This is a genomic window from Streptomyces sp. DS1-CR2, assembly GCF_055760475.1.
Genome location: NZ_CM147085.1, coordinates 1494547 through 1518506, shown reverse-complemented (window position 1 = coordinate 1518506; position 23960 = coordinate 1494547). Strand labels below are relative to the sequence as shown.

General features: G+C 70.2%; 17 protein-coding genes and 4 pseudogenes. 11 read left to right on the top strand and 10 right to left on the bottom strand.

Annotated elements, in window-relative coordinates; all coding sequences use genetic code 11:
• The first annotated feature begins 132 nt into the window (after positions 1–132).
• The 5 genes and pseudogenes from tnpA (at position 133) to ACY0PA_RS07575 (ending at position 4449) form a co-directional block, all read left to right on the top strand.
• Entirely contained in the window at positions 133–561 is a 429-nt protein-coding gene (tnpA, locus tag ACY0PA_RS07595; protein WP_473086262.1) for an IS200/IS605 family transposase, read from the top strand.
• Positions 558–1817: an RNA-guided endonuclease InsQ/TnpB family protein gene (locus ACY0PA_RS07590; RefSeq protein WP_473083939.1), complete on the top strand. Its 1260-nt coding sequence runs from the start codon at positions 558–560 to the stop codon at positions 1815–1817. Before tnpA ends, ACY0PA_RS07590 begins: the two co-directional genes overlap by 4 nt.
• Positions 1818–2375: 558 nt before the next feature.
• Positions 2376–2540 (top strand): annotated as a pseudogene (locus ACY0PA_RS07585) (pirin family protein); the annotation flags it as partial.
• 784 nt (positions 2541–3324) lie between these two features.
• Positions 3325–3468 (top strand): annotated as a pseudogene (locus ACY0PA_RS07580) (universal stress protein); the annotation flags it as partial.
• Positions 3469–3567: 99 nt separating this feature from the next.
• Complete coding sequence (locus tag ACY0PA_RS07575) at positions 3568–4449, top strand: universal stress protein (RefSeq protein ID WP_473083938.1); 882 nt, start codon at positions 3568–3570, stop codon at positions 4447–4449.
• Between the two features lie 13 nt (positions 4450–4462).
• Here ACY0PA_RS07575 and ppk2 read toward each other — a convergent pair whose 3' ends face one another.
• Complete coding sequence (gene ppk2, locus ACY0PA_RS07570; protein ID WP_473083937.1) at positions 4463–5266, bottom strand: polyphosphate kinase 2; 804 nt, start codon at positions 5264–5266, stop codon at positions 4463–4465.
• Between the two features lie 48 nt (positions 5267–5314).
• On the opposite strand from ppk2, the gene ACY0PA_RS07565 reads away from it, so the two are divergent.
• The 3 genes and pseudogenes from ACY0PA_RS07565 to ACY0PA_RS07555 form a co-directional block, all read left to right on the top strand.
• Positions 5315–7699 carry a phosphoketolase family protein gene (locus tag ACY0PA_RS07565; protein WP_473083936.1) on the top strand — a complete coding sequence of 795 codons (2385 nt, stop codon included), beginning with the start codon at positions 5315–5317 and terminating at the stop codon, positions 7697–7699.
• A 79-nt stretch (positions 7700–7778) separates the two neighbouring features.
• Positions 7779–8435, top strand: coding sequence for an HAD family hydrolase (locus ACY0PA_RS07560; RefSeq protein WP_473083935.1), 657 nt, complete (start codon positions 7779–7781; stop codon positions 8433–8435).
• A gap of 2 nt (positions 8436–8437) precedes the next feature.
• A pseudogene (locus ACY0PA_RS07555) lies at positions 8438–8719 on the top strand (glycoside hydrolase family 65 protein); the annotation flags it as partial.
• A 56-nt stretch (positions 8720–8775) separates the two neighbouring features.
• On the opposite strand, the pseudogene ACY0PA_RS07550 reads toward ACY0PA_RS07555, so the two are convergent.
• A pseudogene (locus tag ACY0PA_RS07550) lies at positions 8776–9045 on the bottom strand (P1 family peptidase); the annotation flags it as partial.
• A 391-nt stretch (positions 9046–9436) separates the two neighbouring features.
• Between ACY0PA_RS07550 and ACY0PA_RS07545 the strand changes: the two are divergent.
• The 3 genes from ACY0PA_RS07545 (at position 9437) to ACY0PA_RS07535 (ending at position 13858) form a co-directional block, all read left to right on the top strand.
• Positions 9437–10948, top strand: coding sequence for an FUSC family protein (locus ACY0PA_RS07545; protein ID WP_473083934.1), 1512 nt, complete (start codon positions 9437–9439; stop codon positions 10946–10948).
• Positions 10949–11248: 300 nt separating this feature from the next.
• Positions 11249–12604, top strand: a complete 1356-nt coding sequence (locus ACY0PA_RS07540; RefSeq protein WP_473083933.1) for a nitric oxide synthase oxygenase — start codon at positions 11249–11251, stop codon at positions 12602–12604.
• A 210-nt stretch (positions 12605–12814) separates the two neighbouring features.
• The gene (locus tag ACY0PA_RS07535) at positions 12815–13858 is read left to right on the top strand and encodes a lactonase family protein (RefSeq protein WP_473086261.1); all 1044 of its coding nucleotides are present in this window, start codon (positions 12815–12817) and stop codon (positions 13856–13858) included.
• Between the two features lie 85 nt (positions 13859–13943).
• On the opposite strand, the gene ACY0PA_RS07530 is transcribed toward ACY0PA_RS07535, so the two are convergent.
• The 8 genes from ACY0PA_RS07530 to ACY0PA_RS07495 form a co-directional block, all read right to left on the bottom strand.
• On the bottom strand, positions 13944–14894 hold the full coding sequence (locus tag ACY0PA_RS07530) for a sirohydrochlorin chelatase (protein WP_383095392.1): 951 nt from the start codon (positions 14892–14894) through the stop codon (positions 13944–13946).
• A 132-nt stretch (positions 14895–15026) separates the two neighbouring features.
• A complete protein-coding gene (locus ACY0PA_RS07525; RefSeq protein ID WP_473083932.1) occupies positions 15027–16073 on the bottom strand; it encodes an N-acetylglucosamine kinase in 1047 nt (348 codons plus the stop codon).
• On the bottom strand, positions 16070–16747 hold the full coding sequence (locus tag ACY0PA_RS07520) for a uracil-DNA glycosylase (RefSeq protein WP_473083931.1): 678 nt from the start codon (positions 16745–16747) through the stop codon (positions 16070–16072). Before ACY0PA_RS07520 ends, ACY0PA_RS07525 begins: the two co-directional genes overlap by 4 nt.
• A gap of 34 nt (positions 16748–16781) precedes the next feature.
• The gene (locus tag ACY0PA_RS07515) at positions 16782–17870 is read right to left on the bottom strand and encodes a WD40/YVTN/BNR-like repeat-containing protein (protein WP_473083930.1); all 1089 of its coding nucleotides are present in this window, start codon (positions 17868–17870) and stop codon (positions 16782–16784) included.
• A 92-nt stretch (positions 17871–17962) separates the two neighbouring features.
• On the bottom strand, positions 17963–20017 hold the full coding sequence (locus ACY0PA_RS07510) for an ABC transporter ATP-binding protein (RefSeq protein ID WP_473083929.1): 2055 nt from the start codon (positions 20015–20017) through the stop codon (positions 17963–17965).
• A 27-nt stretch (positions 20018–20044) separates the two neighbouring features.
• Positions 20045–20950 carry an ABC transporter permease gene (locus ACY0PA_RS07505; RefSeq protein ID WP_473083928.1) on the bottom strand — a complete coding sequence of 302 codons (906 nt, stop codon included), beginning with the start codon at positions 20948–20950 and terminating at the stop codon, positions 20045–20047.
• Positions 20947–21897 (bottom strand): ABC transporter permease, encoded by a 951-nt coding sequence (locus tag ACY0PA_RS07500; RefSeq protein WP_326777093.1) that lies wholly within the window; start codon positions 21895–21897, stop codon positions 20947–20949. Before ACY0PA_RS07500 ends, ACY0PA_RS07505 begins: the two co-directional genes overlap by 4 nt.
• Positions 21894–23771 (bottom strand): peptide ABC transporter substrate-binding protein, encoded by a 1878-nt coding sequence (locus ACY0PA_RS07495; protein WP_473083927.1) that lies wholly within the window; start codon positions 23769–23771, stop codon positions 21894–21896. Before ACY0PA_RS07495 ends, ACY0PA_RS07500 begins: the two co-directional genes overlap by 4 nt.
• Positions 23772–23960 lie beyond the last annotated feature (189 nt).

Sequence of the window (23960 nt, the reverse complement as noted above, 5' to 3'; positions counted from 1 at the left end):
GCTTTAGCGGGGTGGGGAATGGCTTCTGAGCCCTGCTCTGACCTCAACTGTGTGCACGGATCTGCACTGTCCACCTGAACCGCCTTTCCTGCCGCACTAGACCTGCGGCGCCTGTATATTGATCGTGTGACTGTGACCAGGAAGGTTCGCCGATTCTCCGGCGGCGTGTACGACCTCGGGCTCCACGTGGTGTGGTGCCCGAAGTACCGCCGTCCGGTCCTCGGCGGCAGGGTCGCGGAACGCCTGGACGAGCTGATCCGGCAGAAGGCAGACGAGCGCGGGTGGGAGATCATCGCTCTTGAGGTGATGCCCGACCACGTGCACCTGTTCGTCAAGCACGACCCCAAATCGTCGGCCTCGTACGTCGCGAACCAGTTCAAGGGCTTCACCTCCCGCATCCTTCGCTCGGAGTTCGCGCACCTGAAGTCGCGGATGCCCACGCTGTGGTCGTCGTCGTACTTCGCAGCCTCGGCCGGCGCGGTATCGGCGGCAACGGTGGAGAAATACATCAACACCCAGTGGGAGCGCCCCTCGAAGAAGGAGAAGGAGGACGCCTCGTGATACGGGCGTACAAGTTCCTTCTTCGCCCCACGGCCGGTCAGGAAGCGTCGTTGCGCGCGATGCTCGCCGCCCACTGTTGCCTCTACAACGGCGCGCTCCAGGAGCGCCGCGACGCCTACGCGCACTCGTCCCAGACGAAGATCAAGTACGGGGACCAGTCGGCGCAGCTCAAGGACATCCGCACGTTCGACCCGGAGCGTCAGGGACGCTGGTCGTTCTCCAGCCAGCAGTCCACCTTGCGCCGGTTGAACGTGGCGTTCGTCGCGTTCTTCAAGCGGGCGCACCAGCGCAAGGCCGCGCTTGCCCGTGGGGTGCCGAGGGACCTGGCACCGAAGGCCGGGTACCCGCGCTTCAAGGGCGTCGGGCACTTCGACACCGTCACGTTCCCCAAGGACGGCGACGGCTGCCGGTGGGATTCCACCCCTGACGACACCCAGACCCGCGTACGGCTGCAAGGCGTCGGGCATGTCCGCGTGCACCAGCACCGCCCCGTACGGGGCCGGGTGAAGACGCTCAGCGTCAAGCGCGAGGGACATAAGTGGTACGTGGTCATCACCTGCGACCAGGTCCCCGCCGAACCGCTCCCGGCCACCGGGGCGATCGTCGGTATCGACATGGGCATCACCCACTTCCTGACCACGTCGCAGGGCGAGCACGTTCCCAACCCGCGCTTCCTGCGGGCGTCCGCCGATGAGCTGGCAGCCGCTCAACGCGTCCTGGAAACCTTCCCGAAGAAGACCGGCCGCCGCACGAAGAAGCACCGGGCCGCCGCCCGGCGGGTGGCGAAGATCCACGCGAAGATCCGGCGGCAGCGTCTCGACCACCACCACAAGCGCGCCCTCGACCTGGTCCGTGACAACGATGTGATCGGGCACGAGGCGCTGAACACGGCGGGCATGACCAAGACGCCCGCACCCAAGCCCGACCCAGACCAGGACGGTGTGTTCCTCCCGAACGGTGCCGCCGCGAAGGCCGGACTGAACAAGAGCATCCTCGACGCGAGTTGGGGGCTGTTCCTCGCAATCCTGGCGAACAAGGCTGAGAGTGCCGGTCGCCGAGTGATCCCGGTGGACGCCCGCAACACCTCCCGCACCTGCCCACCCTCCGCCGGAGGATGCGGGCACGTCGCCAAGGAGAACCGCGTCACCCAAGCGAAGTTCGAGTGCGTCAAGTGCGGGTTCGTAGAGAACGCCGACATCGTGGGCGCACTGAACGTCGAGCACAGGGCCGGGCTGGCCCTCTGCGCGGAGGCTTAGCCACCGACGCAGGAAGCCCGCGACTTTAGTCGTGGGTGGAGTCACCGTCTTGATGAACCCGTCCACGACCTTGTGGTCGAACGCCTCCATCCGCCGGCTCCCCAGCGCCGGGAGGATGTGGTGCTCCAGCAGCGAGTCCAGATGCCGCAGCGAGGAGCCCTCCAGATGACGCTGGCTCTACCGCCACTCCTTCACATACTCCTCGAACCGCATTGCCCCGTACTTCGGAACACGAACCGCCTTGCTCGCGCGGCTGGGGGCGGCTCTCTTCGCGTTGTAGATATCTGTCAAGCGTGTGATCGCCGCGACATCGGTCTCGAACCCCGGACTCGACGGTCTGCTTCCCAGCGGCGTTGCGGAATTGGATCTTGTAGAGGTGCGGGCACTTGGGCCATCTCGACTGGGCGTGATCGCAGTCCTTGAAGAAGGCGCCCATGCCGTGCGCCAGGGTCTTGCTCGCCATCGTGTCGCCGACTCCTCAGGTCCGATGCTGACGGTTTGCTGACCGCCCGAGGAGCGAGATGCCTCTGACCTGCGCAAAGCAGCGAAACACCGGCTATGTGGTGGAACTTCATCGGCAGATCGCAGGACGATATCAGTCAGGCCCGGGAGGACTGGATGGGCGGGTCGAGATTTGGGGAAGTAAAGGGGTACGACGGGGGCCCGTTGGCTGCGCCCGAGCTGCCGCCTGTGCCGCTTAAACCCCGAGGCCGGGTGCGTTGAACTGCCTCTTTGCGGCGTGACCTATGCAGGGCCGGGCGTACGGCGTAGTCGACTCGCCCGGCTCCGCGTCGCCGCGATCGCAAACGTTCCTCCGGGACTGTGACTCCATGTTCGCGAGTCACAGGTTTCGTCAACCGTGGGCAGTTCTCATCAGACTTATGCTGACCCAATGCTGACTTTCTTGACGCCACGTCAGGTTCCTGTCGGCACAGAGACCCGGTCGACGCCCGACCATCTGAGCTCCTGTTTCAGGGCCCTTGATCGGGTGCCCCAACGCAGAGCGCAGGCGCTCATCCCCATGAAGCGCGATTCCTTGCGGAGCGTCGCCGACTTGAAGGGGTGTTTGTGCGGTTCCCACGATTGCCGCATCTCCATCCCGCTCCGTCGGCACTCTTCACGAATGGCACTTGTCAGGCGAGGTCCTCCCGGTCGGCGATGATGTCGGTCTCGTACTGATCGATAATCTGTTGCGGGTGTGGTCGGAGTGGTCCCACTTGGCGGCGATCAGCATGCGGTGCCAGGCCGGCAGCGTCCCCGGCGTGAGGGGGGAAGACGTCCCCCCGGCGGCGGGTTATGTGGTCCCGGTCGACCAATGACCACGGTCACGTCGTCGCCGTGGCGGCCGTGTCGTCATCGGCGGATGGTTCGACGTGCGGCTGCGTGACGACGGCGCGGAGAATGGAGGAAAGGTCCGGTGGCGGGAGGACCGCCATGCCCCGGGGCAGTGGCGGTGGCCTCCTCACGAAGGTGGTGACGATGCCGACGTGGCGATGCGCCCGACGACCTGGTCGAGGCCTCTCGCAACGCCTCCCTTGTGGTTGTGGGCCGTCGTGGCCCCCGCTCTGCGCTCGGCACCCACATCGGGCTGGTCACCCACGCCGTACTGCACCATGCGACCGCCCCTGTCGCGGTGGTTCCCCATGAGTGATCACCTGGGAGGAGTGATTCTCGTGAGAACAGCACCGGTGTGGGCTTGCGTCGTGGCGCTGACCGACTCCGAAAACGACGGTGAAGGTAGGTGAAGGCCGTGGAGCTCCCCCTGGTCGTGGGTGTCGACGGCTCCGAGTCGAGCATGCGCGCGGTGGACTGGGCGGCGGACGAGGCCGTCCTGCGCGGGGTGCCGGTTCGACTGGTGTACGCGTCGTTGTGGGAGCGCTATGAGGGAGCGGCGCTCGACGAGACCCTCGACAAGCCTTCGGAACAGGTGCTGGCCGACGACATTCTTGATACCGCGGCGCGGCGCGCCCACCAGCGTGACAGCGATCTGCAGGTCACCACCGAGGTGCTGCCCGAAGACGCGGTCAGCGCTCTCCTGAACGAAGGGCGGAACGCCTGTGCCCTGGTCCTCGGATCGCGTGGCCGCAGTGGTGTCGCCGAGCTACTGCTCGGCTCGGTCTGCCTCGCGGTGGCCGCCCGCGCCGACTGCCCCGTGTTCGTGCTGCGCGGCAGTCACGACAACCAGGCCAGGACCGGGATGCTGCACACGATCGCTCTCGGAGTCGGCGAGGAGCAGCAGAACTCGGAGGCCGTGCGCTTCGCCTTCCAGGAGGCACAACGTCGTGGGGCCGCTCTGGACGCGGTACGGGCCTGGCGCTGCCCGGCGCACGAGTCGGTCGAGCACCCGCTGCTTGCGGGAGAACCCGCCCGTTTGCACGAGGAGCGGGCGGTGGAGATCCTGGAGTCGGCGCTGAGCCAGTTCGCGGCGGAGTACCCGTCGGTGGAACTGCGTCGACGGACTGCCGAGGGGCCCGCCCGCAGGGTGCTGCTGGATGCCTCGACGCGGGCCGACCTGCTGGTTGTCGGTGCCCTGCGGCGCCGGGGCCACCTCGGTCTTCAGCTAGGCCAGGTCGCGCACACCGTCCTGCACCATTCGCGATGTCCCGTCGCCGTCGTTCCACAGCTGGGCTGAGCACGTGTCCGGCTCAGATGCCCGCCGCGTGGTCGGGGACGTATGTCTGCAGGTCACGCGATGGGCGTTCGTAGCCGGTCGACGGGGGCCGGGGCGGCAGCACGAGCACCGGAGGGGGCACCTCGTGGTAGGGCACGGAGTCCAACAGGTGGGCGATCATGTTCAGTCGCGCCCTGCGCTTGTCATCGCTCTCCACCACGAACCACGGCGCGTCCGAGGTGTCGGTGTGCACCAGCATCTGGTCCTTGGCCCGGGAGTAGGCCTCCCACTGGCTGATCGACTCGAGATCCATCGGGGAGAGCTTCCACCGCCGCGTCGGATCCTCCAGCCGGCGGCTGAATCGCTCCTGCTGCACGGCGTCGCTCACCGAGAACCAGTACTTGCGCAGCAGGATGCCGTCCTCGATGAGCATGCGCTCGAATACGGGGCATTGGCGGAGGAAGAGTTGGTACTCCTCCTTGGTGCAGAAGCCCATCACATGCTCGACACCGGCGCGGTTGTACCAGCTCCGGTCGAACAACGCGATCTCCCCGGCAGCCGGCAACTGCTCGACGTAACGCTGGAAGTACCACTGGCCGCGTTCGCGTTCGGTCGGCTTGGGGAGAGCGACGGTCCGGGCGACGCGGGGGTTGAGGTGTTCGGAGACCCGCTTGATGGTGCCGCCCTTGCCTGCCGCGTCCCGTCCTTCGAAGACGACCACCAGCCGGGCGCCCTCGGTGCGCACCCACTCCTGAAGCTTCACCAGCTCCGTCTGAAGACGCAGCAGCTCCCGTTCGTACGCCGCGCGCGGCACCTTCGCGGCCTTCTCGCCGGCCATGCCGCCTCCTCCGCCCGATGACTTGCCTCGATGACTTACGGAGCCACCATGCCCAAGGTCGAACACCAGGACAGCACGGTACTGACCGACGACGAGCTGCGCACCCTGGACGCCCACTGGCGGGCCGCGAACTACCTTGCCGTGGGCCAGATCTACCTCATGGCCAATCCGCTGCTCGCCGAGCCCCTGACACCCGCCCACATCAAGCCGCGCCTGCTCGGCCACTGGGGAACGTCGCCCGGCCTCAATCTCGTCCACACCCACCTCAACCGCGTGATCAAAGCCCGTGATCTCGAAGCTCTGTGTGTGTGGGGACCGGGCCACGGCGGTCCCGCGGTCCTCGCGAACTCCTGGTTGGAGGGCAGCTACAGCGAGACCTACGCGGACGTCACGCGTGACGCGACAGGCATGGAACGCCTCTTCAGGCAGTTCTCGTTCCCGGGCGGCGTGCCCAGCCACGTGGCGCCCGAGACGCCCGGGTCGATCCACGAGGGCGGTGAACTCGGCTACTCACTCGCTCACGCCTATGGCGCCGCCTTCGACAATCCGAACCTGCTGGTCGCCTGCGTGATCGGCGACGGCGAGGCGGAGACCGGTCCGCTCGCCGCGTCCTGGCATTCGAACAAGTTCCTCGACCCGGTCCACGACGGCGCTGTCCTGCCGATCCTCCATCTCAACGGCTACAAGATCGCCAACCCGACCGTACTGTCCCGCATCCCCGAGCCCGAACTCGACGAGCTGCTGCGGGGATACGGGCACGAGCCGATCCATGTCACCGGCGACGACCCGCACGAGGTCCACCGCGCCATGGCCGACGCTCTCGACCGGGCGCTGGATCGCATCGAGCTGATGCAGCGCACGGCCCGCGCGGGCGGCGTGGCCGAGCGGGTGCGCTGGCCCGTGATCGTGCTGCGTACGCCGAAGGGCTGGACGGGACCGGCGGAGGTCGACGGCGTGCCCGTCGAGGGGACCTGGCGGGCCCACCAGGTCCCCCTGGCCGGTGTACGCGAAAACCCGGATCACCTGCGGCAGTTGGAGGCCTGGCTGCGCTCCTACCGCCCCGAGGAACTCTTCGACTCAGCGGGTCGGCCCAGCGCGGACGTCCTTGCGTGCGTCCCCGAGGGCGACCGCCGCCTCGGCGCCACGTTGCACGCCAACGGCGGCCGACTCGTGCGCGATCTGCCGATCCCGCCCCTCGACGGCTTCGCCGTCCCCGTGGAGAAGCCGGGTGCCACCCTGCACGAGCCCACCCGTGTCCTGGGCAGCCTCCTGGAACGGATCATGGAGGCCACCTCCGGCCGCCGTGACTTCCGTCTGGTCGGGCCGGACGAGACAGCCTCCAACCGGCTGGAAGCCGTCTACCAGGCCAGCGGCAAAGCCTGGCAGGCACAGAGCCTCCCGGTGGACGAGCACCTGGACCGACACGGCCGCGTCATGGAGATCCTCTCCGAACACCTCTGCCAGGGCTGGCTGGAGGGCTACCTCCTCACCGGCCGACACGGACTGTTCTCGTGCTACGAGGCGTTCGTCCACATCGTCGACTCGATGGTGAACCAGCACATCAAGTGGCTCAAGACCTCGCGAACACTGGAGTGGCGCGCCCCGATCGCCTCGCTCAACTACCTGCTGACGTCGCACGTCTGGCGGCAGGACCACAACGGGTTCTCGCACCAGGACCCCGGTTTCGTGGATCACGTCCTCAACAAGAGCCCCGAGGTCGTACGGGTGTACCTGCCGCCCGACGCCAACACGCTGCTGTCCGTCGCGGACCATGTCCTGCGCAGCCGGGACTACGTCAACGTCGTCGTCGCGGGCAAACAGCCCTGCTTCGACTGGCTCTCCATGGACCAGGCCCGCGCCCATTGCGCCCGCGGCGCCGGAATCTGGGACTGGGCTGGGTCAGCCGATGGGGACCGCGAACCCGATGTCGTCCTTGCCTGCGCGGGCGACGTCCCCACCCAGGAGATCCTCGCGGCATCCGACCTGCTGCGGCGCCACCTGCCCGAACTCGCCGTCCGAGTCGTCAATGTGGTCGACATGACCCGCCTCCTGCCCCGCGAGGAACATCCCCACGGGATGAGCGACTTCGCGTACGACGGGCTGTTCACGACGGACAAACCGGTGATCTTCGCCTACCACGGCTATCCCTGGCTGGTCCACCGTCTCGCCTACAGCCGTACCGGACACGGCAACCTCCATGTCCGCGGCTACAAGGAAATGGGCACGACCACGACCCCGTTCGACATGGTTGTCCGCAACGACATGGACCGCTACCGCCTGGTGATGGACGTCATCGACCGCGTGCCGGGCCTCGCTGTCCGGGCCGCCGCCGTACGCCAGCGGATGGCAGATGCCCGCACCCGGCACCACGGATGGATCCGCGAACACGGAACCGACCTGCCCGAGGTCGCCGACTGGGCCTGGAGCGCGTAAGGCGCCTTTTCTGCAAAGGAGTTCACCGCCATGACGGACGCGACGCGTAGCACGACGCCAATTCGATGGCCGGCGAACGATGAGTGGTGAACGGAGCGGAACGGCAGCCGTGCCCCGCGCGTTGCGGGGTACGGCAGCCGTGGTCTTCGACACCGACGGTGTCGTCACGGACTCCGCCCGGGTGCACGCCGCCGCGTGGAAGACGGCCTTCGACAGCTTCCTGCACGCCCGGGACCCGCGGGGACAACCGCCCTTCGACATGCGCGACGACTATCTGCGGTACGTGGACGGCAGATCACGCCTCGACGGAGCCGCCGCGTTCCTCCGCGCCCGGGGGCTCCGCCCGTCCGGTACGGAGATCCAGGCCGTCGCCGCCCATAAGGAAGTGCTGGCCGCCGCGTCGGCCTCCCGGCACGCCGGGGAACTCCTCGAGCGCGCGGGCGTGCGTGACCTCTTCGACGTCCTGGTGGACGGAGCGGAGGCAGGACGTCTTGCTCTGCCGGGGAAACCCGATCCCGCGCTCTTCCAGGAGGCGGCACGCCGACTGGGCGTCCCCGCCCGACAAGCCGCCGTCGTCGAGGACGCACTGGCCGGAGTCGAGGCCGGACGGCGCGGCGGCTTCGGCCTGGTCGTGGGGGTGGACCGGGCTCGCACCCCCGACACCCGGGGCGCGCTGCTGAAGCACGGCGCAGATTTGGTGGTCGACGACCTGGGCGAACTGATGGGGGAGGGCTGACGATGGGGGACTGGACACTGGAGTACGAGGGCTACGATCCCGCCCAGGAGAGGCTGCGTGAGTCGCTGTGCACCCTCGGCAACGGCTATTTCGCGACCCGCGGAGTGGCACCGGAGTGCGCCGCCGACGCCGTCCACTATCCGGGCACGTACGCAGCCGGCTGCTACAACCGGCTCACCTCGCACGTGGCGGGACGCAGAGTCGAGAACGAAGACATGGTCAACCTCCCCAACTGGCTACGACTCCGCTTCCGTACGGACACCGGGACCTGGCTCTCCCCGGAGTGCTCGGGGCGGACGTGGCGGCCGTTTATGTCGTTGAGGTAACCGTCCCACGTCTCGGCGACCACGGGCAGCATCCACTGCGCGGCGAGCCGCGGGTGGTGCTCGGCGACCCACTGGTCCACGCCGGTGTGGATCGCGCCGACCGCGTGGGTGTTGCTGAGTGAGACGGGCAGGTGGAAGCCGCCGGATTCCTCGATCCAGGTGGTGCCGGTCATCTTGCCGTTGCCGTTGAGCGAGTACCAGCCGGCCGCGCAGGGCGCGCCGACCCCGTCGCGGCCCCTCGGCAGCAGGGCGGTGACGCCGGTGCGGACACCTTCGCCCTCGATCAGGGTGACGTGTCCGACCTCGACGCCGGGAACGTCCGTGATCGCGTTCCAGGCCGCGGGGGTGCCGTCGAGCGGGCGAGGTCAAGGCCAAGATCCAGTTCAGGGTTCGGAAGCATGAGTTCGGCAGCAGAAGCTGTGCTGACCACGTAGGTGGTCGGTGGGGTTCGCTGCTGTGCGTGTCCAGATGCCCGGGGGGTGGTCCGTTGGTACTGCTGTGGCCGAGTGATATGTGATCGTGTTGGGCCATTGGTATAGGGAGTTTGAGCTCTGTTGAACCAACAGTCGTACAGATGCTGAGATAGGTGCGTCAATGGCGCTGCTGTCCTTAAAGGGTCTCCGCGGCGCCATTGTCGTGTGCGCGTACGGCGGCCGACGGAAGGGGCGGGGCACATTGCTGAAGAGGGTGTTCGTGGCGGCGGATCCGGGTCGGATGCGGCTGCGTTTCGCGAGCCGGGCCGTGCTGGGGATCGGGCTCGCGGTGACGCTGTGCGGCGTGGTCGGGCACTCGCTGGTGCCGGCCATCGCGGGGGGACTGACTGCGCTTCTCGCTCTGTTCACGGTGACGGATGCGACGGTACGTGAGCAGGCGGTGACGACGGCGCTGCTGCCGGTCGTGGGGTTGCCCGTACTTGCGCTCGCGGCCGTGGTGCATGACGTGCCTGTCGCGCGGGACGCATTGTTCCTCACTGTTGTAGGGGTGGGGGTGTACGCGCGGCGGTGGGGGCCGCGCGGGCACTCCCTCGGCGTGTTCGCGTTCATGACCTTCTTCGCCGCGCAGTTCCTGCACACCGTGCCGGACCAGCTCCCCGAGCTGTACGCCGCCGTACTCCTCTCGCTCACCGCCGCCTCGGTCGTGCGGTTCGGCCTGTGGTGTTACGAGCGCCGCCTGCCGGCGCCCGCGGCGATAGCGGCGCCCACCGGCGGGAGCCGGCTCGCACGCATCACGACGCGGCAGGCCGTGCAGGCGACGGTGGGCGCCGGCTTCGCGCTCGCCGCCGGTCAGGTGCTGTCCGACCAGCGGTGGTACTGGGCCGTGGGCGCCACGTGGTGGGTGTTCGTGAACACCACCTCCCGCGGGGAGACCGTGGTGCGCGGGTTCCGGCGGTTCCTGGGCACGGTGCTGGGCATCGTCCTCGGCTTCGCCGTAGCCGTGCCGCTGCACGACCAGCCCGTCGTGGCCGCCGTGATCGTCGCCCTCAGCGTGTTCGGGATCTTCTACACCGCCGCTGTCTCGTACACGTGGATGATGCTCGCCGTCACCGTCATGGCGAGCATGCTGTACGGGCTGCTCGGCGTGCTCGACCCGGCGCTGCTGGCCCTGCGGGTCGGCGAGACCGCCGTCGGGGCGCTCGGCGCCGTGCTCGCGGTGATGCTCGTGCTGCCGGTGACCACGCACTCCGTCACCGACGCGTGGGTCGAACGTGCCTTGCGCTGCGTGCACGCCTGCACCGCCGAGGCCGCCGCCCGGCTGGCGGGTTCACCGACGGCCGACCCGGCCCGGCGTGTGGCCGAGCTGGAGTCGATCCTCGGCAGGGTGCGGCTCTCGCTCGCGCCGCTGGTGCATCCGTTCAGCCCGATGCGGGCCCGGATGGGCCGGGCCCGGCACGTACTCGCGCTGCTCGACGACTGTGCGCGCGAGGTGCGCGGGCTCGCCTCCGTCGTCGCCGACCCGGAGGCCTCGCACGACGCGCGGCTCGCCGCGGCCTGCTGGCGCGTGGAGACAGCCGTCGAGGCGCTCACGGATACGCTGGCAGGCGGGGCGCGTCGCCAGATCGAATCCGCGTCGCTGCCGCAGCTCGTCGAGGGCGAACCCGTGCTGGCGCATCTCCACGCCCTGGAGCAGGCCCTGCTCGAACTCGCCGTTCCCCTGCGCGGATCCAACCGCGTTCCGGTCAGCGCCTGAGCCGTCGCGGCGCAGGCCCTCCCGAGGGGCGCGCGCCACGCAATTCACGCCCCAGTACTGCCCTGTGCGCTCCCCTCTCCTCGGAGCCCGGTCGCGCGTACGGCCGCGGCCCTGCGTCACTCGTCCCACCTGCGGCAACGCCTCGTGAGGTGGACGGTCCGGCACATTCCGGAGCGGGTTCGCCTGTTCACGTAGACGACGGATCGGCCCCCGGGTGGGTGACGCAGCGGCATCATGTGGACGCACGGAGTGCGCGGCCCGCGGGAGGGTCCGCGGCCGGGGACCCCCTGGGAGTGCGCCATGCCCGATACACCGCAGCGAACCGACGGGCCCGCCGGATGGCTGGACCGAGCCGAGGCCAGGGACGGAGCCACGGTCTGGGATCGAGCCGTGCCTTGGGATGGGGCCGCGCCCTGGGACTGCCCGGAAGGTGCCGCCCGCCATCACTCTTCCGCCCCCGCCCCCGCCGCCGGCATCGGCCACCCCCGCAGCGCCGACTCCCGCAGCCCCGACTCCCGCGGCCCGGACCTCCGTAACCCAGCCCCCCGCACCCCAGAGCTCTGGCCCGCGGCCTCCGGCTTCATCCGCGCCCACCACGCCGAGGAGAGGCTCGGTGACCCGGCCGCCCGCCTCGCGGAGGCATACGCCGAGATCGCGGACACAGGAACGTATCGCCACACCGAGCGCGAGCTCACCTTCGGGGCCCGCGTCGCCTGGCGGAACGCCAACCGCTGCATCGGCCGCCTCTACTGGAACTCCCTGCACGTCCGCGACCGCCGCCACCTCACCGCCGCCGAGGACATCGCAGCCGCCTGCACCGACCATCTGCGCGAGGCATCGCAGGGCGGCCGCATCCGTCCTCTGATCACCGTCTTCGCACCCGACGCGCCCGACCGCCCCGGGCCCCGCATCTGGAACGAACAGCTCATCCGGTACGCGGGGTACGTCCAGCGTGACGGCCGCGTCGTCGGCGACCCGCGCAATGAAGGCCTCACCGCGCTCGCCCGGCGCCTCGGCTGGCGCGGCGGCGACGGCACCCCCTTCGATGTACTGCCCCTGATCGTCCAGGGCACCGACGACAAGCCACGCTGCTTCGACCTGCCGCCCGACGCGGTCCTCGAAGTGCCCATCGAGCACGAGGACCACGACTGGTGGGCCGGGCTGCGCCTGCGCTGGCACGCCGTGCCGGCCCTGTCCACGATGTGCCTGGAGATCGGCGGGGTCTGCTACCAGGCCGCGCCCTTCAACGGCTGGTACATGGGTACCGAGATAGGCGCCCGCAACCTCGCCGACACCGACCGCTACGACCTCCTGCCGCGCATCGCGGAACGCCTCGGCCTCGACACCACCAGCGACCGGTCCCTGTGGAAGGACCGCGCCCTCGTCGAGCTGAACCGCGCCGTCCTGTACTCCTTCGACCGCGCCGGCGTCACCGTCACGGACCATCACACCGAGTCCAGGCGCTTCCTCACCCACCTCGACCGCGAGGAGCGCAAAGGCCGCACCGCGGGCGCCGACTGGTCCTGGATCGTGCCGCCGATCTCCGGCTCGGCGACCCCCGTCTTCCACCGCACGTACGACACCACGGAGCGCACGCCGGCGTACGTGCAGCATCCCGAGGCGCTCGCCAGAGCTTCCGGCGAGTTCTTGGTCTAGGGCCCCGCCCGTCCGTGGCGTTGTCGTCAGTCGCCGACTCCCCCGAGCTCTCGGCTTCGCCAGAGCACGGGACCCCCATGCCCCGCTCCCGGATCCGGCTGACCCCGCTCCCGGATCCGGCCTGATCCAATCGAAAGGCCCTGGACCCGCTGCTACCGTCGGCCGCACGAACGGCGAGCACCGGGCTCACCGTGCATCCGGCGCAAGGGGATTCGCGTGGGCGACAGGCAGGGCGGACGGGCGTACATCGGATCCTTCACCGCCGCGGGAGGCTCCGGGATCGTCACCGCGTCCGTCCACATGGACAGCGGCTCACTCACCGTGCTCAGCGCCGTCGACACGCTCCCCGACCCCTCGTACCTCGCGCTCTCGCCCGCGCGCGACTTCCTCTACGCGGTGAGCGAGACCGCCGAGGGGTTCGTGGCGGCGTTCCGTACGGGGGACGGCAAGCCGGAACTCGCCGGGCGCGGCGTCCCCGTTCGCGGCTCGGGCCCCACCCACCTCGCCCTGTACGACGGCCATGTACTCACCGCCAACTACGGCTCCGGCAGCGTTACTTCGGTACGGCTGCGCGCCGACGGCACTCTCGACGGCGACTCCGTCGACGTGCTGCGCCACGAGGGTTCGGGCACGCATCCCAAGCGCCAGCAGGGCCCGCACACCCACCAGGTGGTGCCGGACCCCAGTGGCCGCTGGGCCGTCAGTGTGGACCTCGGTACCGACTCCGTACGCGTCTGCTCGATGAAGGGCACAAGCCTGGACGTCCACCGCGAGGTCGCGCTGCGGCCCGGCTCAGGACCTCGGCACCTCGCGTTCCACCCGCGCGGCGACCGCGCGTACATCCTGAACGAGCTCACGCCGACCGTCACCGTCTGCCAGTGGGACGCCGCCGAGGGCGCCCTGCAGCCGCTCGGCGAGACCTCCGTGCTGCCGGACGCGCACGGCGACGCCTTCCCGTCCGAGGTCGTCGTGGCGCCCGACGGGCGCTTCCTGTGGACCGCCACACGCGGCGCGAACGTCATCTCCGTCCTCGCCCTCGACGCCACCGGCGACCGCCCCACGCTGCGCGCCACCGTGTCCTGCGGCGGCGACTGGCCACGCGGCCTGGCCCTGCACCCCTCGGGCCGCTTCCTGTACGCGGCGAACGAGCGGTCCGGCGACGTGACCTGGTTCTCCGTGGACCGCGAGACCGGCCTCCCGCGCCGCGGCGGCTCCATCGAGGTGCCCGCCGCGTCCTGCGTGATCTTCGGCTGAGACCGTTCCCGGCCGGATACGGAGACGGGCCCGACCCCATGGGGCTTCGGGCCCGTCTCCGGTGCCTGTGTACGTGCCTGGTCCCCTAGAGGACCGGCGCGCCCTGCGGCTGCTGCGGGGCGATGCCCAACGCCGTCGCGTACTTCGACAGGGCCAGCTTGCCGATCGCCGGGTAGGCGCCCAGCGACTCGGCGGACGCGCAGCCCGCCTCGTTCGCCGCCGCCTGGAGGAGGCTGGCGTCTATCTCCGGACCGATCAGGTACGGCGCGAGCGCCAGCTGCTGCGAGCCCGAGCCGCGCAGCTGCTCGGCGGTCGCCGCGATGGCGCCCTCCTCGTCGAGCGCGGCCGCCATGACCGGCACCGCGAGGCGCGCGGCCAGGAGCATGCCGGTGATCCCGGCCGCCTGGACGGCCTCGTCGCCGCCGACCGAGGCGAGGATGATGCCGTCGGCGGCGGTCGCCACCGTGAACAGCCGGGCGCGGTCGGCACGGGCCAGGCCCGCCTCCGACAGACGCACGTGCAGCGCCTCCGCGAGCAGCGGGTGCGGGCCGAGGACATCCGTCAGCTCGGCGGCCGTACGGCTGTCGATCACGGCCTGCCGGATACGGCGCGTGAGCGCGCTGTCCGGGCCCGCGAGCAGGGGCACGACCACGGCGACCGGTCCGTCGGGCTCCGCGACGTCGGCGCCCGCGGCACGGGCCTGCTCGAAACGGGCGGTGCGCTCCTTCGCGGCGCGCGACAGCACGGCCCGCAGCGAGGGGAACTCGGCGAAGGCCGAGGCCTCGGCGGCCTCCGAGTCGTCACCGTCGAGGTATCCGATGCGGGCGTCGAGGCCCGGCAGCTCGGAGCGGGCGATGCTCACGACCTCTTCGGCGAGGCTGCGAGAGGTGCTGCTGGGCGTGCCGGGCACCGCGAGGACGAGTGCGGGTGCGCCCTCGGGGGCGGCCACGGGTTCCGGGCGGCGGTGCCGACCGGGCTGACGGGGTCGCGGCATTCGTACAGGCAGGCCGGATGCAGGCCCAGTGGGGGAGCTCATGCCGCCGCATGCTACTGGCTCGCGGGTCTCCCTTGTTCGGGGAGGGGGCAGCTGAGCGGTATCCGTCCGGATTTATCCTTTCGGTGACGAATGGCTCAACTGTCCAGGTCAGAGGGGGTGCCAGGGCCGCCCTCAGTGGCCGGCGTCCTTCCGGGGGACGTGGAGGAGGCGGCCGTCGCACGGCAGGAGCAGGCCGTCGAGCGCGAGCGCGGCGGCGATCACCAGCGCACCGTGCAGGGGGTCGTTGGTCGCCGACACGGCTTCGGCGTACGGGAGTTGCTCCGCGAGCTCGGCACGGAGCGGGGCGAGCAGCGGCTCGCCCATCTTGAACAGGCCGCCCGTGAACGCCACTTCACTGCCGTCGCCCGCAGGGCACACCGCGGCCGCCGCCTCGGCGATATGGGCTGCCGCCTCACGCAGGATTCCGGCGGCGACGGAGTCGTCGAGCGCGGCGCGGGCCACGTCCGGCGCGAAGGAGGCAAGGACGGCGGGACGGTCCGTACGCGGATAGATCCGTGCGGGCAGCCCGGCCACCGGGCCGAACCGCTCCTTTGCCAGGGCGAGCAGCGCGGCGGAGCCCCCGCGCCGTCCGTCGTACGCCCGCATCGCGGCGTCCAGGCCCGCACGGCCGATCCACGCGCCGCCCCCGCAGTCGCCGAGGAGATGCCCCCAGCCGTCGGCCCTGCGCCAGGTGCCGAGGTCCGTGCCGAGCGCGATCATGCCGGTGCCCGCGGCGACGACCGCGCCGGGCCGCTGGCCGAGCGCGCCCGCGTACGCGGTGACACCGTCCGCGGCCAACGCGAGCCGCCGTACGCCCAGTTCGGCCGCGAGCGCGTCCGGGAGCCCGGCCCGCAGTCCGTCGCCGAGCGTGGCCATGCCGGCCGCGCCGACGGCGACCGCGCTCACCCGCGGGACGCCCCGGCCGCGGTCGCCGACGCGGGCGAGCAGCTCCCGGGCCATCGGAACCGTCTGTGCGAGCAGATGCCCGGCGTCGATGCCCGCCGCACCGGTCCGCACGGGCTCGCGGGACACCGTCGTCTCGGGACGTGTGAGGTCCCCGGCGGCGGCGAGCGCCACGCGCAGACCGGAGCCACCGGAATCGACGCCGAGGACCCACTCGGGGCCCGCGGGACAGTTCCCTCCGTCGCCCGGCCCGGCAGCGGCGGGCCCGCGGGTCACGGCAGCCGCCAGTCCACCGGCTGTCCGCCCTGCCGCGCCAGCAGGTCGTTGGCCCGGCTGAACGGGCGCGAGCCGAAGAAACCGCGGTCCGCCGACATGGGGGAGGGATGCGCGGACTCCACGGACGGCAGGTCGCCGAGGAGCGGGCGCAGATTGCGGGCGTCTCGGCCCCACAGGACGGACACGAGCGGGCGGCCGCGCGCGGCCAGCGCCCTGATCGCCTGCTCCGTCACCTCCTCCCAGCCCTTGCCGCGGTGTGCGGCGGGGCGGCGCGGGGCCGTGGTGAGCGCCCTGTTCAACAGGAGCACTCCCTGCTGCGTCCAGGGCGTCAGGTCGCCGTTCGACGGCTGGGGCAGGCCCAGGTCCGTGTTCAGCTCGCGATAGATGTTGAGGAGGCTGCCGGGCAGCGGCCGCACCTCGGGCGCGACCGAGAACGACAGCCCGACGGCATGTCCCGGCGTCGGATAGGGGTCCTGGCCGACGATCAGGACCCGCACCTCGTCGAACGGCTGCTGGAACGCGCGCAGCACGTTCGCCCCGGCCGGGAGGTACGTGCGTCCCGCCGCGATCTCCGCGCGCAGGAACTCGCCCATCGCGGTGATCTGATCCGCGACGGGTTCAAGGGCCTTCGCCCAGCCGGCTTCTACGATTTCGTGCAAGGGTCGTGGTGCCACGGGCGTCACCCTACTGCCGTGACGGTCGGGCCGATCAACCGACCACGGCCGCCCGCACGCACAGCACGTCCGGCAGATGGGAGGCCAACTGCCGCCAGCTGTCACCGTCGTCGGCCGACGCGTACACCTCGCCGTTGCGATTGCCGAAGTACACGCCCGCCGGGTCGGAGTCGTCCGTGCACATCGCGTCGCGCAGCACCGTCCCGTAGTGATCGCCCTGAGGGAGCCCCGCCGTCAGCGGCTCCCAGGACCTGCCCGCGTCCTCGGTACGGAAGACGCGGCAGTGCCTGTCGGCGGGCACGCGGTCCGAGTCGGCGTTGATCGGGAACACGTACGCCGTGTCCCCGCGGTGCGGATGCGCGGCGGCGGCGAAGCCGAACGTCGAGGGGAGGCCCGCCCCGATGTCGTTCCACCGGGAGCCGCCGTCGTCGCTGCGGTAGACCCCCCAGTGGTTCTGGAGGTAGAGGCGGTCCGGGTCGGCCGCGTCCTGCGTGACCTTGTGGACGCACTGGCCGAACTCGGGGTTCGGATCCGGCAGGAAGACCGCGGAGACCCCGGAGTTGGCGGGCTCCCAGCTCTGTCCGCCGTCTCGCGTGCGGAACACCCCGGCCGTGGACACCGCGACCGTCACCGCGTTCGCGTCACGCGGATCGGTGACCACCGTGTGCAGGCCCTCACCGCCGCCGCCGGGCACCCACTTCGACCGCGTCGGGTGCTCCCACAGCGGACGCACGAGATCGAACGTCTCGCCCCGGTCCTCGGAGCGGTAGAGCGCTGCCGGCTCGGTGCCCGCGTACACCACGTCCCGCTCGGCGGCGGCCGGATGCAGTTGCCACACGCGCTCCAGCGAGGCCCCCGTGTCCTTCGGGAACTTGACGGCGGGGTGCGACGGCTCGGTCCACGAACGGCCCAGGTCGTCGGAGTGGAAGACCGACGGGCCGAAGTGCGCACTGTCCCCGCCCGCAAGCAGCCGCGGGACATCGCCCCGCGTGTCGATCGCCACCGAGTACACGGCCTGCGAATTGAAGTACGGACCTTCGTCGAACTCCCACGCGCCGCCGCCCCGCTTGCGGCCGATGAAAAGCCCCTTGCGCGTGCCAACCGTCAGTAGCACTTCAGTCATGCCGGACACCTCCGCAGACGCCTTTGTCTCAGGTACGGCCCAGTCTGCACCCGACCACTGACAGTCACCCCCAGAGCCGGCATCGTCGCAGGTCACACCGGCTGGGCGGCCGCTTCCTCCGGCGCCGGCAGTGGAAAGTGACAGGCCACCTGGTGGCCGGCTCCGCGCGGCGCCGCGACCGGCGGCTCGACCTCGGCGCAGACGTCCTGCGCGAGCGGGCAGCGGGTGCGGAACCGGCACCCCGACGGAGGCTTCGCAGCGGACGGCGTCTCACCTGTAAGAGGAGCCCCGGAACCGGCGGCGGCCGACGGATCGGGCACGTTGACGGTGTCGAGCAGACCCCGCGTGTACGGATGCAGCGGCCGCGCGTACACCTCCTCCGCGGGACCGGTCTCGACGAGCTTGCCGAGGTACATCACGCCCACGGTGTCGGCGAGATAGCGCACCACCGCGAGGTCGTGCGAGATGAACAGATACGTCAGGCCGCGCTCGCGCTGGAGCTCCCGCATCAGGTTGAGGATCTGCGCCTGCACGGACACGTCGAGCGCGGACACCGGCTCGTCCGCGACCACCAGATCGGGCGACAGCGTCAACGCCCGTGCCAGGCCCAGGCGTTGGCGCTGGCCTCCGGAGAACTCGTGCGGATAGCGGTGGACGGCGCCCCGCGGCAGCCCCACGGCGTCGAGGAGCCCGTCGATCTGCGCCTCCTGCTCGGCGCGGCTGCCGACGCCCTGGATGACGAGGGGTTCGCGCAGGATCTCGCCGACCCGCATCCGCGGGTCCATGGCCGCGGTCGAGTCCTGGAACATGAGCTGGATCCGGCGGCGGTGCGCCCGGCGCCCCGCCCGCGTGAGGCCCGCGAGGTCCTCGCCGCCGAAGCGCACCGAACCGGCCGTCGGGTCCTCCAGGCCCGCGACGATCCGGCCGAGCGTCGTCTTGCCGCACCCGGACTCGCCGACCATGCCGAACGTCTCGCCCTTACGGATGGTCAGCGACACCCCGCCCACCGCACTGACCGTGCCGCGGCTGCGCGAGAACGGGCCGCCCTTGAGCGGGAACTCCTTGACGAGAGTGTCGAGTTCGAGAAGCGGCGCGCCCGGGGCCGACTGTGCGGGGATGGCGGCGGGGGCGATGACGCCGGCCGTCTCGCCCTCCTCGGACGCGTCGGGCACGGGGTGGAAGCAGGCGAACCGGTGCTCCGCTCCCCGTAGTTCGTCGTCGGCGAGCGGCGGCTCCTGGGCGCGGCACTCGTCCGTGGCGAACAGGCAGCGCGGCGCGAACCGGCAGCCCTCCGGACGCACCGTCAGGTTCGGCGGCAGCCCGGGGATCGTGTGCAGTTCGGTACCGCCGCCGTCGCCCGCCCGCTCCGGCAGCGCCGCGAACAAGGCCTCCGTGTAGCGGTGGCGCGGGCGGGCGAACAGGTCGCGTACGTCGGCCTGTTCGGCCACTTTTCCGGCGTACATGACGGCGACGCGGTCCACGCGGTTCGCGATGACGCCGAGGTCGTGCGTGACGAGGATCATCGCCATGCCGAGCCGCCCGCGCAGGTCGTCGATCAGCTCCAGGATCTGGTGCTGGGTCGTCACGTCGAGCGCGGTCGTCGGCTCGTCGGCGATGAGCAGCTTCGGCTCGCAGACCAGCGCCATCGCGATGGCGACGCGCTGGCGCATGCCGCCCGACAGCTGGTGCGGATACGCCTTCATGCGCTCGGCGGGCTGCGGCATGCCGACGAGCCGGAGGGTCTCCTCGGCCCGTGCCCAGGCCTCCTTGCGGGAGACGCCGCGGTGCAGGAGGAGCGGCTCGGCGACCTGCCGGCCGATCGCCATGGTCGGGTTGAGCGAGGTCAGCGGGTCCTGGAAGACCATGCCGACGGTGTTGCCGCGTACGCCCTGGAGAACGGGGGCGGGCGCGGCGGCCAGGTCCGCTCCGTCGAACAGGACACGCCCGCCGGTGATCCGGCCGCCGGGCGGCAGCAGTCCGAGGACGCTGAGCGCCGTCATCGTCTTGCCGCAGCCGGACTCGCCGACGACGCCGAGCGCCTCACCGGCGGCCAGGTCGAGGGAGATGCCGTCGAGGGCGTGGACGGTGCGGTCGCGGGTGGCGATGTCGACGCGCAGGTCGTCGATCCTGAGCAGGGGCTCGGTCATGTCTGTCTTCCTCAATGCCTCGGTCCCTTACTTCCGCAGCCGTACTTCGAACGCGTCACGCAGCCCGTCGCCGATGAAGTTGAACGCGGCGACGACCAGCACGATCGCGATGCCCGGCGGGAAGATCAGCCACCAGTAGCCGTTCTGCGTATAGGTGATGCCGGCGGACAGCATCGAGCCCCAGTCGGCCGACGGCGGCGGGATGCTGAGCCCGAGGAACGCGAGATAACTGACGTAGAGGATGGCGTCGGCGATCTGGAACGTGCAGTTCACGATGACCGTGCCGATCGCGTTCGGCACGATGTGCCTGAACACGGCCCGTATGCCGCCGCCGCCCATCATCCGCATGGCCTGGACGTACTCCCGGTTGCGCAGCGACAGTGCCTCGCCGCGCACCAGGCGGGCGGGGGAGAGCCAGGCGACCCCGGCGATGATCAGGATGAGGACGCCCTTGCTGGGTGTGATGATCGCGGCGACCACGACGAGCAGGAACATCGCGGGGATGGCGAGCGCCGCGTCGGTGACCCGCATCATCGCGGCGTCGACCCAGCCGCCGAAGTACCCGGCGACCGCCCCGTACACGGTGCCGAACAGCGTCGCCAACAGGCCTGCCGTCAGGCCGATTTCGAGCGAGGTCCGCCCGGCGACCATGAGCCGGCCGAGCAGGTCGTACCCGAGGTCGGTGGTGCCGAGGAGGTGTCCGGCGGTGCCGGGGGAGAGGTTCGCCTGCGCGAGATCCGTGTGGATCTGCTCGGTCGGGTGGACGAGTGGGCCCAGGTAGCAGAAGGCCAGCAGCAGGACCAGGACCACGACGCCCGTCAGGGCCAGCTTGTTGCCGGTGAAGACGCGCAGGGTGCGGCGGGCGAGGGAGGGGGTGGCCTGCGCGGCTTCCTCCTGGCCCGGCTGGACGGGAAGGACGGCGGACGTACTCATGCCACGCTCCGGATCCGGGGGTCGAGGACGGCGTACAGGATGTCGGTGAGCAGCGAGCCGAGGACCGTGGCGATGCCGACGACGAGGGTCACGCCGAGGAGGACCGGGAAGTCGGAGCCCTGGGCCGCGTTCCAGAACAGCAGCCCCATGCCCGGGTAGTTGAACATCGACTCGACGACGAGAGCGCCGCTGAACAGGGTCGGGAGGTAGAGCCCGAGCAGGGTCGCGAGCGGGATCAGGGCGTTGCGCAGGACGTGCCTGACCATGATCCGCCGGCTGGACTGGCCCTTCGCCATGGCCGTGCGGACGTATTCCTCGGTGAGGTTGTCGAGCACGGCGGAGCGCATGTAGCGGCTGAACATCGCCACGATGCCGAAGGCCATCGTCACGACCGGCAGGATCAACCCTGTGAAGTCGCCCAGGAGTTGACCGATCGTCTCACCCTGCGGTGCCTCAGCCGGGAAGATCGGCATGACCTGCGCGAACAGGATGATCATGATGAGGCCGAGGAAGAAGACGGGCGTCGCGTACAGCAGGAAGGCGAGCCCCGTGAGCGCGTAGTCCGAGGCCTTGCCGCGCCGCACGGCCTGGAGCAGGCCCAGCGGGACGGCGATGACGACGGCGAGGACCGTGGACAGGACCGTCAGGAGCAGCGTCTTGGGCAGGCGCTGCTTGAGCAGGTCGAAGACCGGCGAGTTGAGCTTGTACGAGTCGCCGAGGTCGCCGGTGAACAGCCGCTTCAGATACATCACGTACTGCATCGGCAGTGAACGGTCGTAGCCCTGCTGGTGGTTGAAGTGCTCGATCTGCTGCGGGGTGCCCTTCGGGCCCAGGATGGCGCGGGCCGGGCCGCCCGGCAGCAGGTGCAGGAGGGTGAAGACGATCACCGAGACCAGGAACAGGACGACGAGGGCCTGCAGGAAGCGCTTGACCAGAAAGCCGGTCACTTCGCGGCTCCCTTCTTGGCGTGCTGGTTGTTCGTGTCGTTCGTGTGCTGCTTGTCGTTCTTGACGAAGTACCAGTGCTGGGGCGCGAACGTGACCGTCGGGTTCTGCTGGATGCCCCGCAGGTCGTTGCGGATCACCGACACCTGGTACGCGGGGTTCGGCATCCACATCACCGGCAGCTGCCCGGCGAGGTACTCGCCGTACTGGTGGACGGCCTTCATGTCCGGCGAGTACTGCACGGCCCGGATGATCCGGTCGGCCTTTCTGTCGCTGTAGTTGCCGAAGTTGGCTGAGGCGCCCGTGGAGAAGAGCTGCTCGCCGCTCGGGTTGAGCGGGTAGTACCAGCTGCCGGCCGTACCGAAGAACGACATGTCCCAGTCGCAGCCCGGAGCCTTGGCGGTGCACGGCACGGAGTTGCCGAGCACGGAGTTCAGGGGCTGCTGACGCACGGTCAGATCGATGCCCGCCCGGCTGAGCGACGACTTCAGCTCCTGCATCATGTTCGTCGTCTCGGTGGAGCCCGACTGCGAGAGCAGGGTCATCTCCAGCGGAGCGTTCTCCTTGACGCCGGCGCCGCACTCGTCGTCGCCGGTGCCGGGGCGTGCGCAGCGCGCGATGCCGTCGCGCGTCTTCCAGCCGTGCGCGGCGAGCAGCTCGCGCGCCGTGCGCACGGAGAACGGGTACCGGTTCTTCGCCATGGCGGGGGACAGGTACTGGCTCTTCGGTGTCACCGGCACCGGGCCGAGCGTCGGTGTGGCGCTGCCCTGCCAGATGACGTCGCTCATCGCCTTCTGGTCGACGAGGTGCTGCATCGCCTGCCGGATGTACAGCCGGCTCATCAGGGGCCCGGCGTGGGTGGAGTTGAAGTTGTAGACGATGTACGTCGCCGCCCAGCCCTCCCACGGATCGACGCGGTACCCCTTGTCCTCGAACTTCGCCTTCTGCGCCATGACGGACGGCGGTATGTATCCGTAGTCGACGCCGCCGGAGCGCAGCACGTTGTACTCCGAGTCGGCGGTGGTGAAGGGCTTGAAGACGACCTTGTCCAGGTGCGGCCGCTCGGAGTCGGGGCCGGTGAACTTCTCGTTCGGGACGATGGTCACCTGACCGCTGTCCCGCCAACCTGCCAGCTTCCAGGGGCCGTTGACCGTCGTCCAGAGCGGGTCGCTGCCGTACGAGCCGAGGCTCTTGGCGTGCCGCGTGAGCCGGGCGAAGACGGCCTTGGCGCCCTTGGTGGTGCGGTCGTGGTCGCCGACCCTGCCGCCGTCGGTCGTGGCGTCCCAGGCGTGCTGGGGCAAGGCCCGCATCAGCGTGAGCTGGTTGGCCGTGAACCAGTCAGGGTTGTACGCCCGGTCGAGGTGCAGTCGCACCGTGTGGTCGTCGACGACCTCGAACCGCTTCACGTTGTCCGGCATCGTGCCGACCGAATAGCTGCCCCAGTCCGCCTTGTCGGCCTTGACGAGGTTGAACCAGAACTCGAGGTCGCGGGAGGTGACGGGCTTCCCGTCGGACCACTTCACGCCCTCGCGCAGCGGCACGGTCACCGTCTTGTTGCCGTCGCTGTACTTCGGTTCGAGACCGAGCGTGCTCGGGCCGTGCGTGGTCAGCTCGCCCTTGAGCTGCACGGCGTCGTAGACCGGCATGAACAGCAGGGTCTGGATGGCGTAGTTGTACGAGGCCCCGTAGCCGGGCGCGCCGATCGGGAAGATCCAGTTCGGCGTGGCCGCGGGAGGCAGGGCCATCGTGGCCGTGCCGCCCTCCACGGGGGTGCCGCCGGTCGGCCCCATGGCGATGCTGCCGCCCTCGTGCGTGCAGCCGGTGAGCGCCGCCGCGAGGACGAGGACGGCGGCCGCCGTTGACCTGAATGAGCGCATGCCGGAGGGCCTCCAAGGGGACGGGCGCCGCCCCGTACCGGAGTGCGACGGGGCGGCGCCCGAACGCTAGGCCGGTCGGCAAAACCAAGTCAATAGCTTCATTCGGCAAATAGTTCTTCGGCCTGGAGGTATGGCGAACTTGGTTCGGTTCCGCCTAGGGTTCGAGTTGCAATCGAAGAAACTCATCGA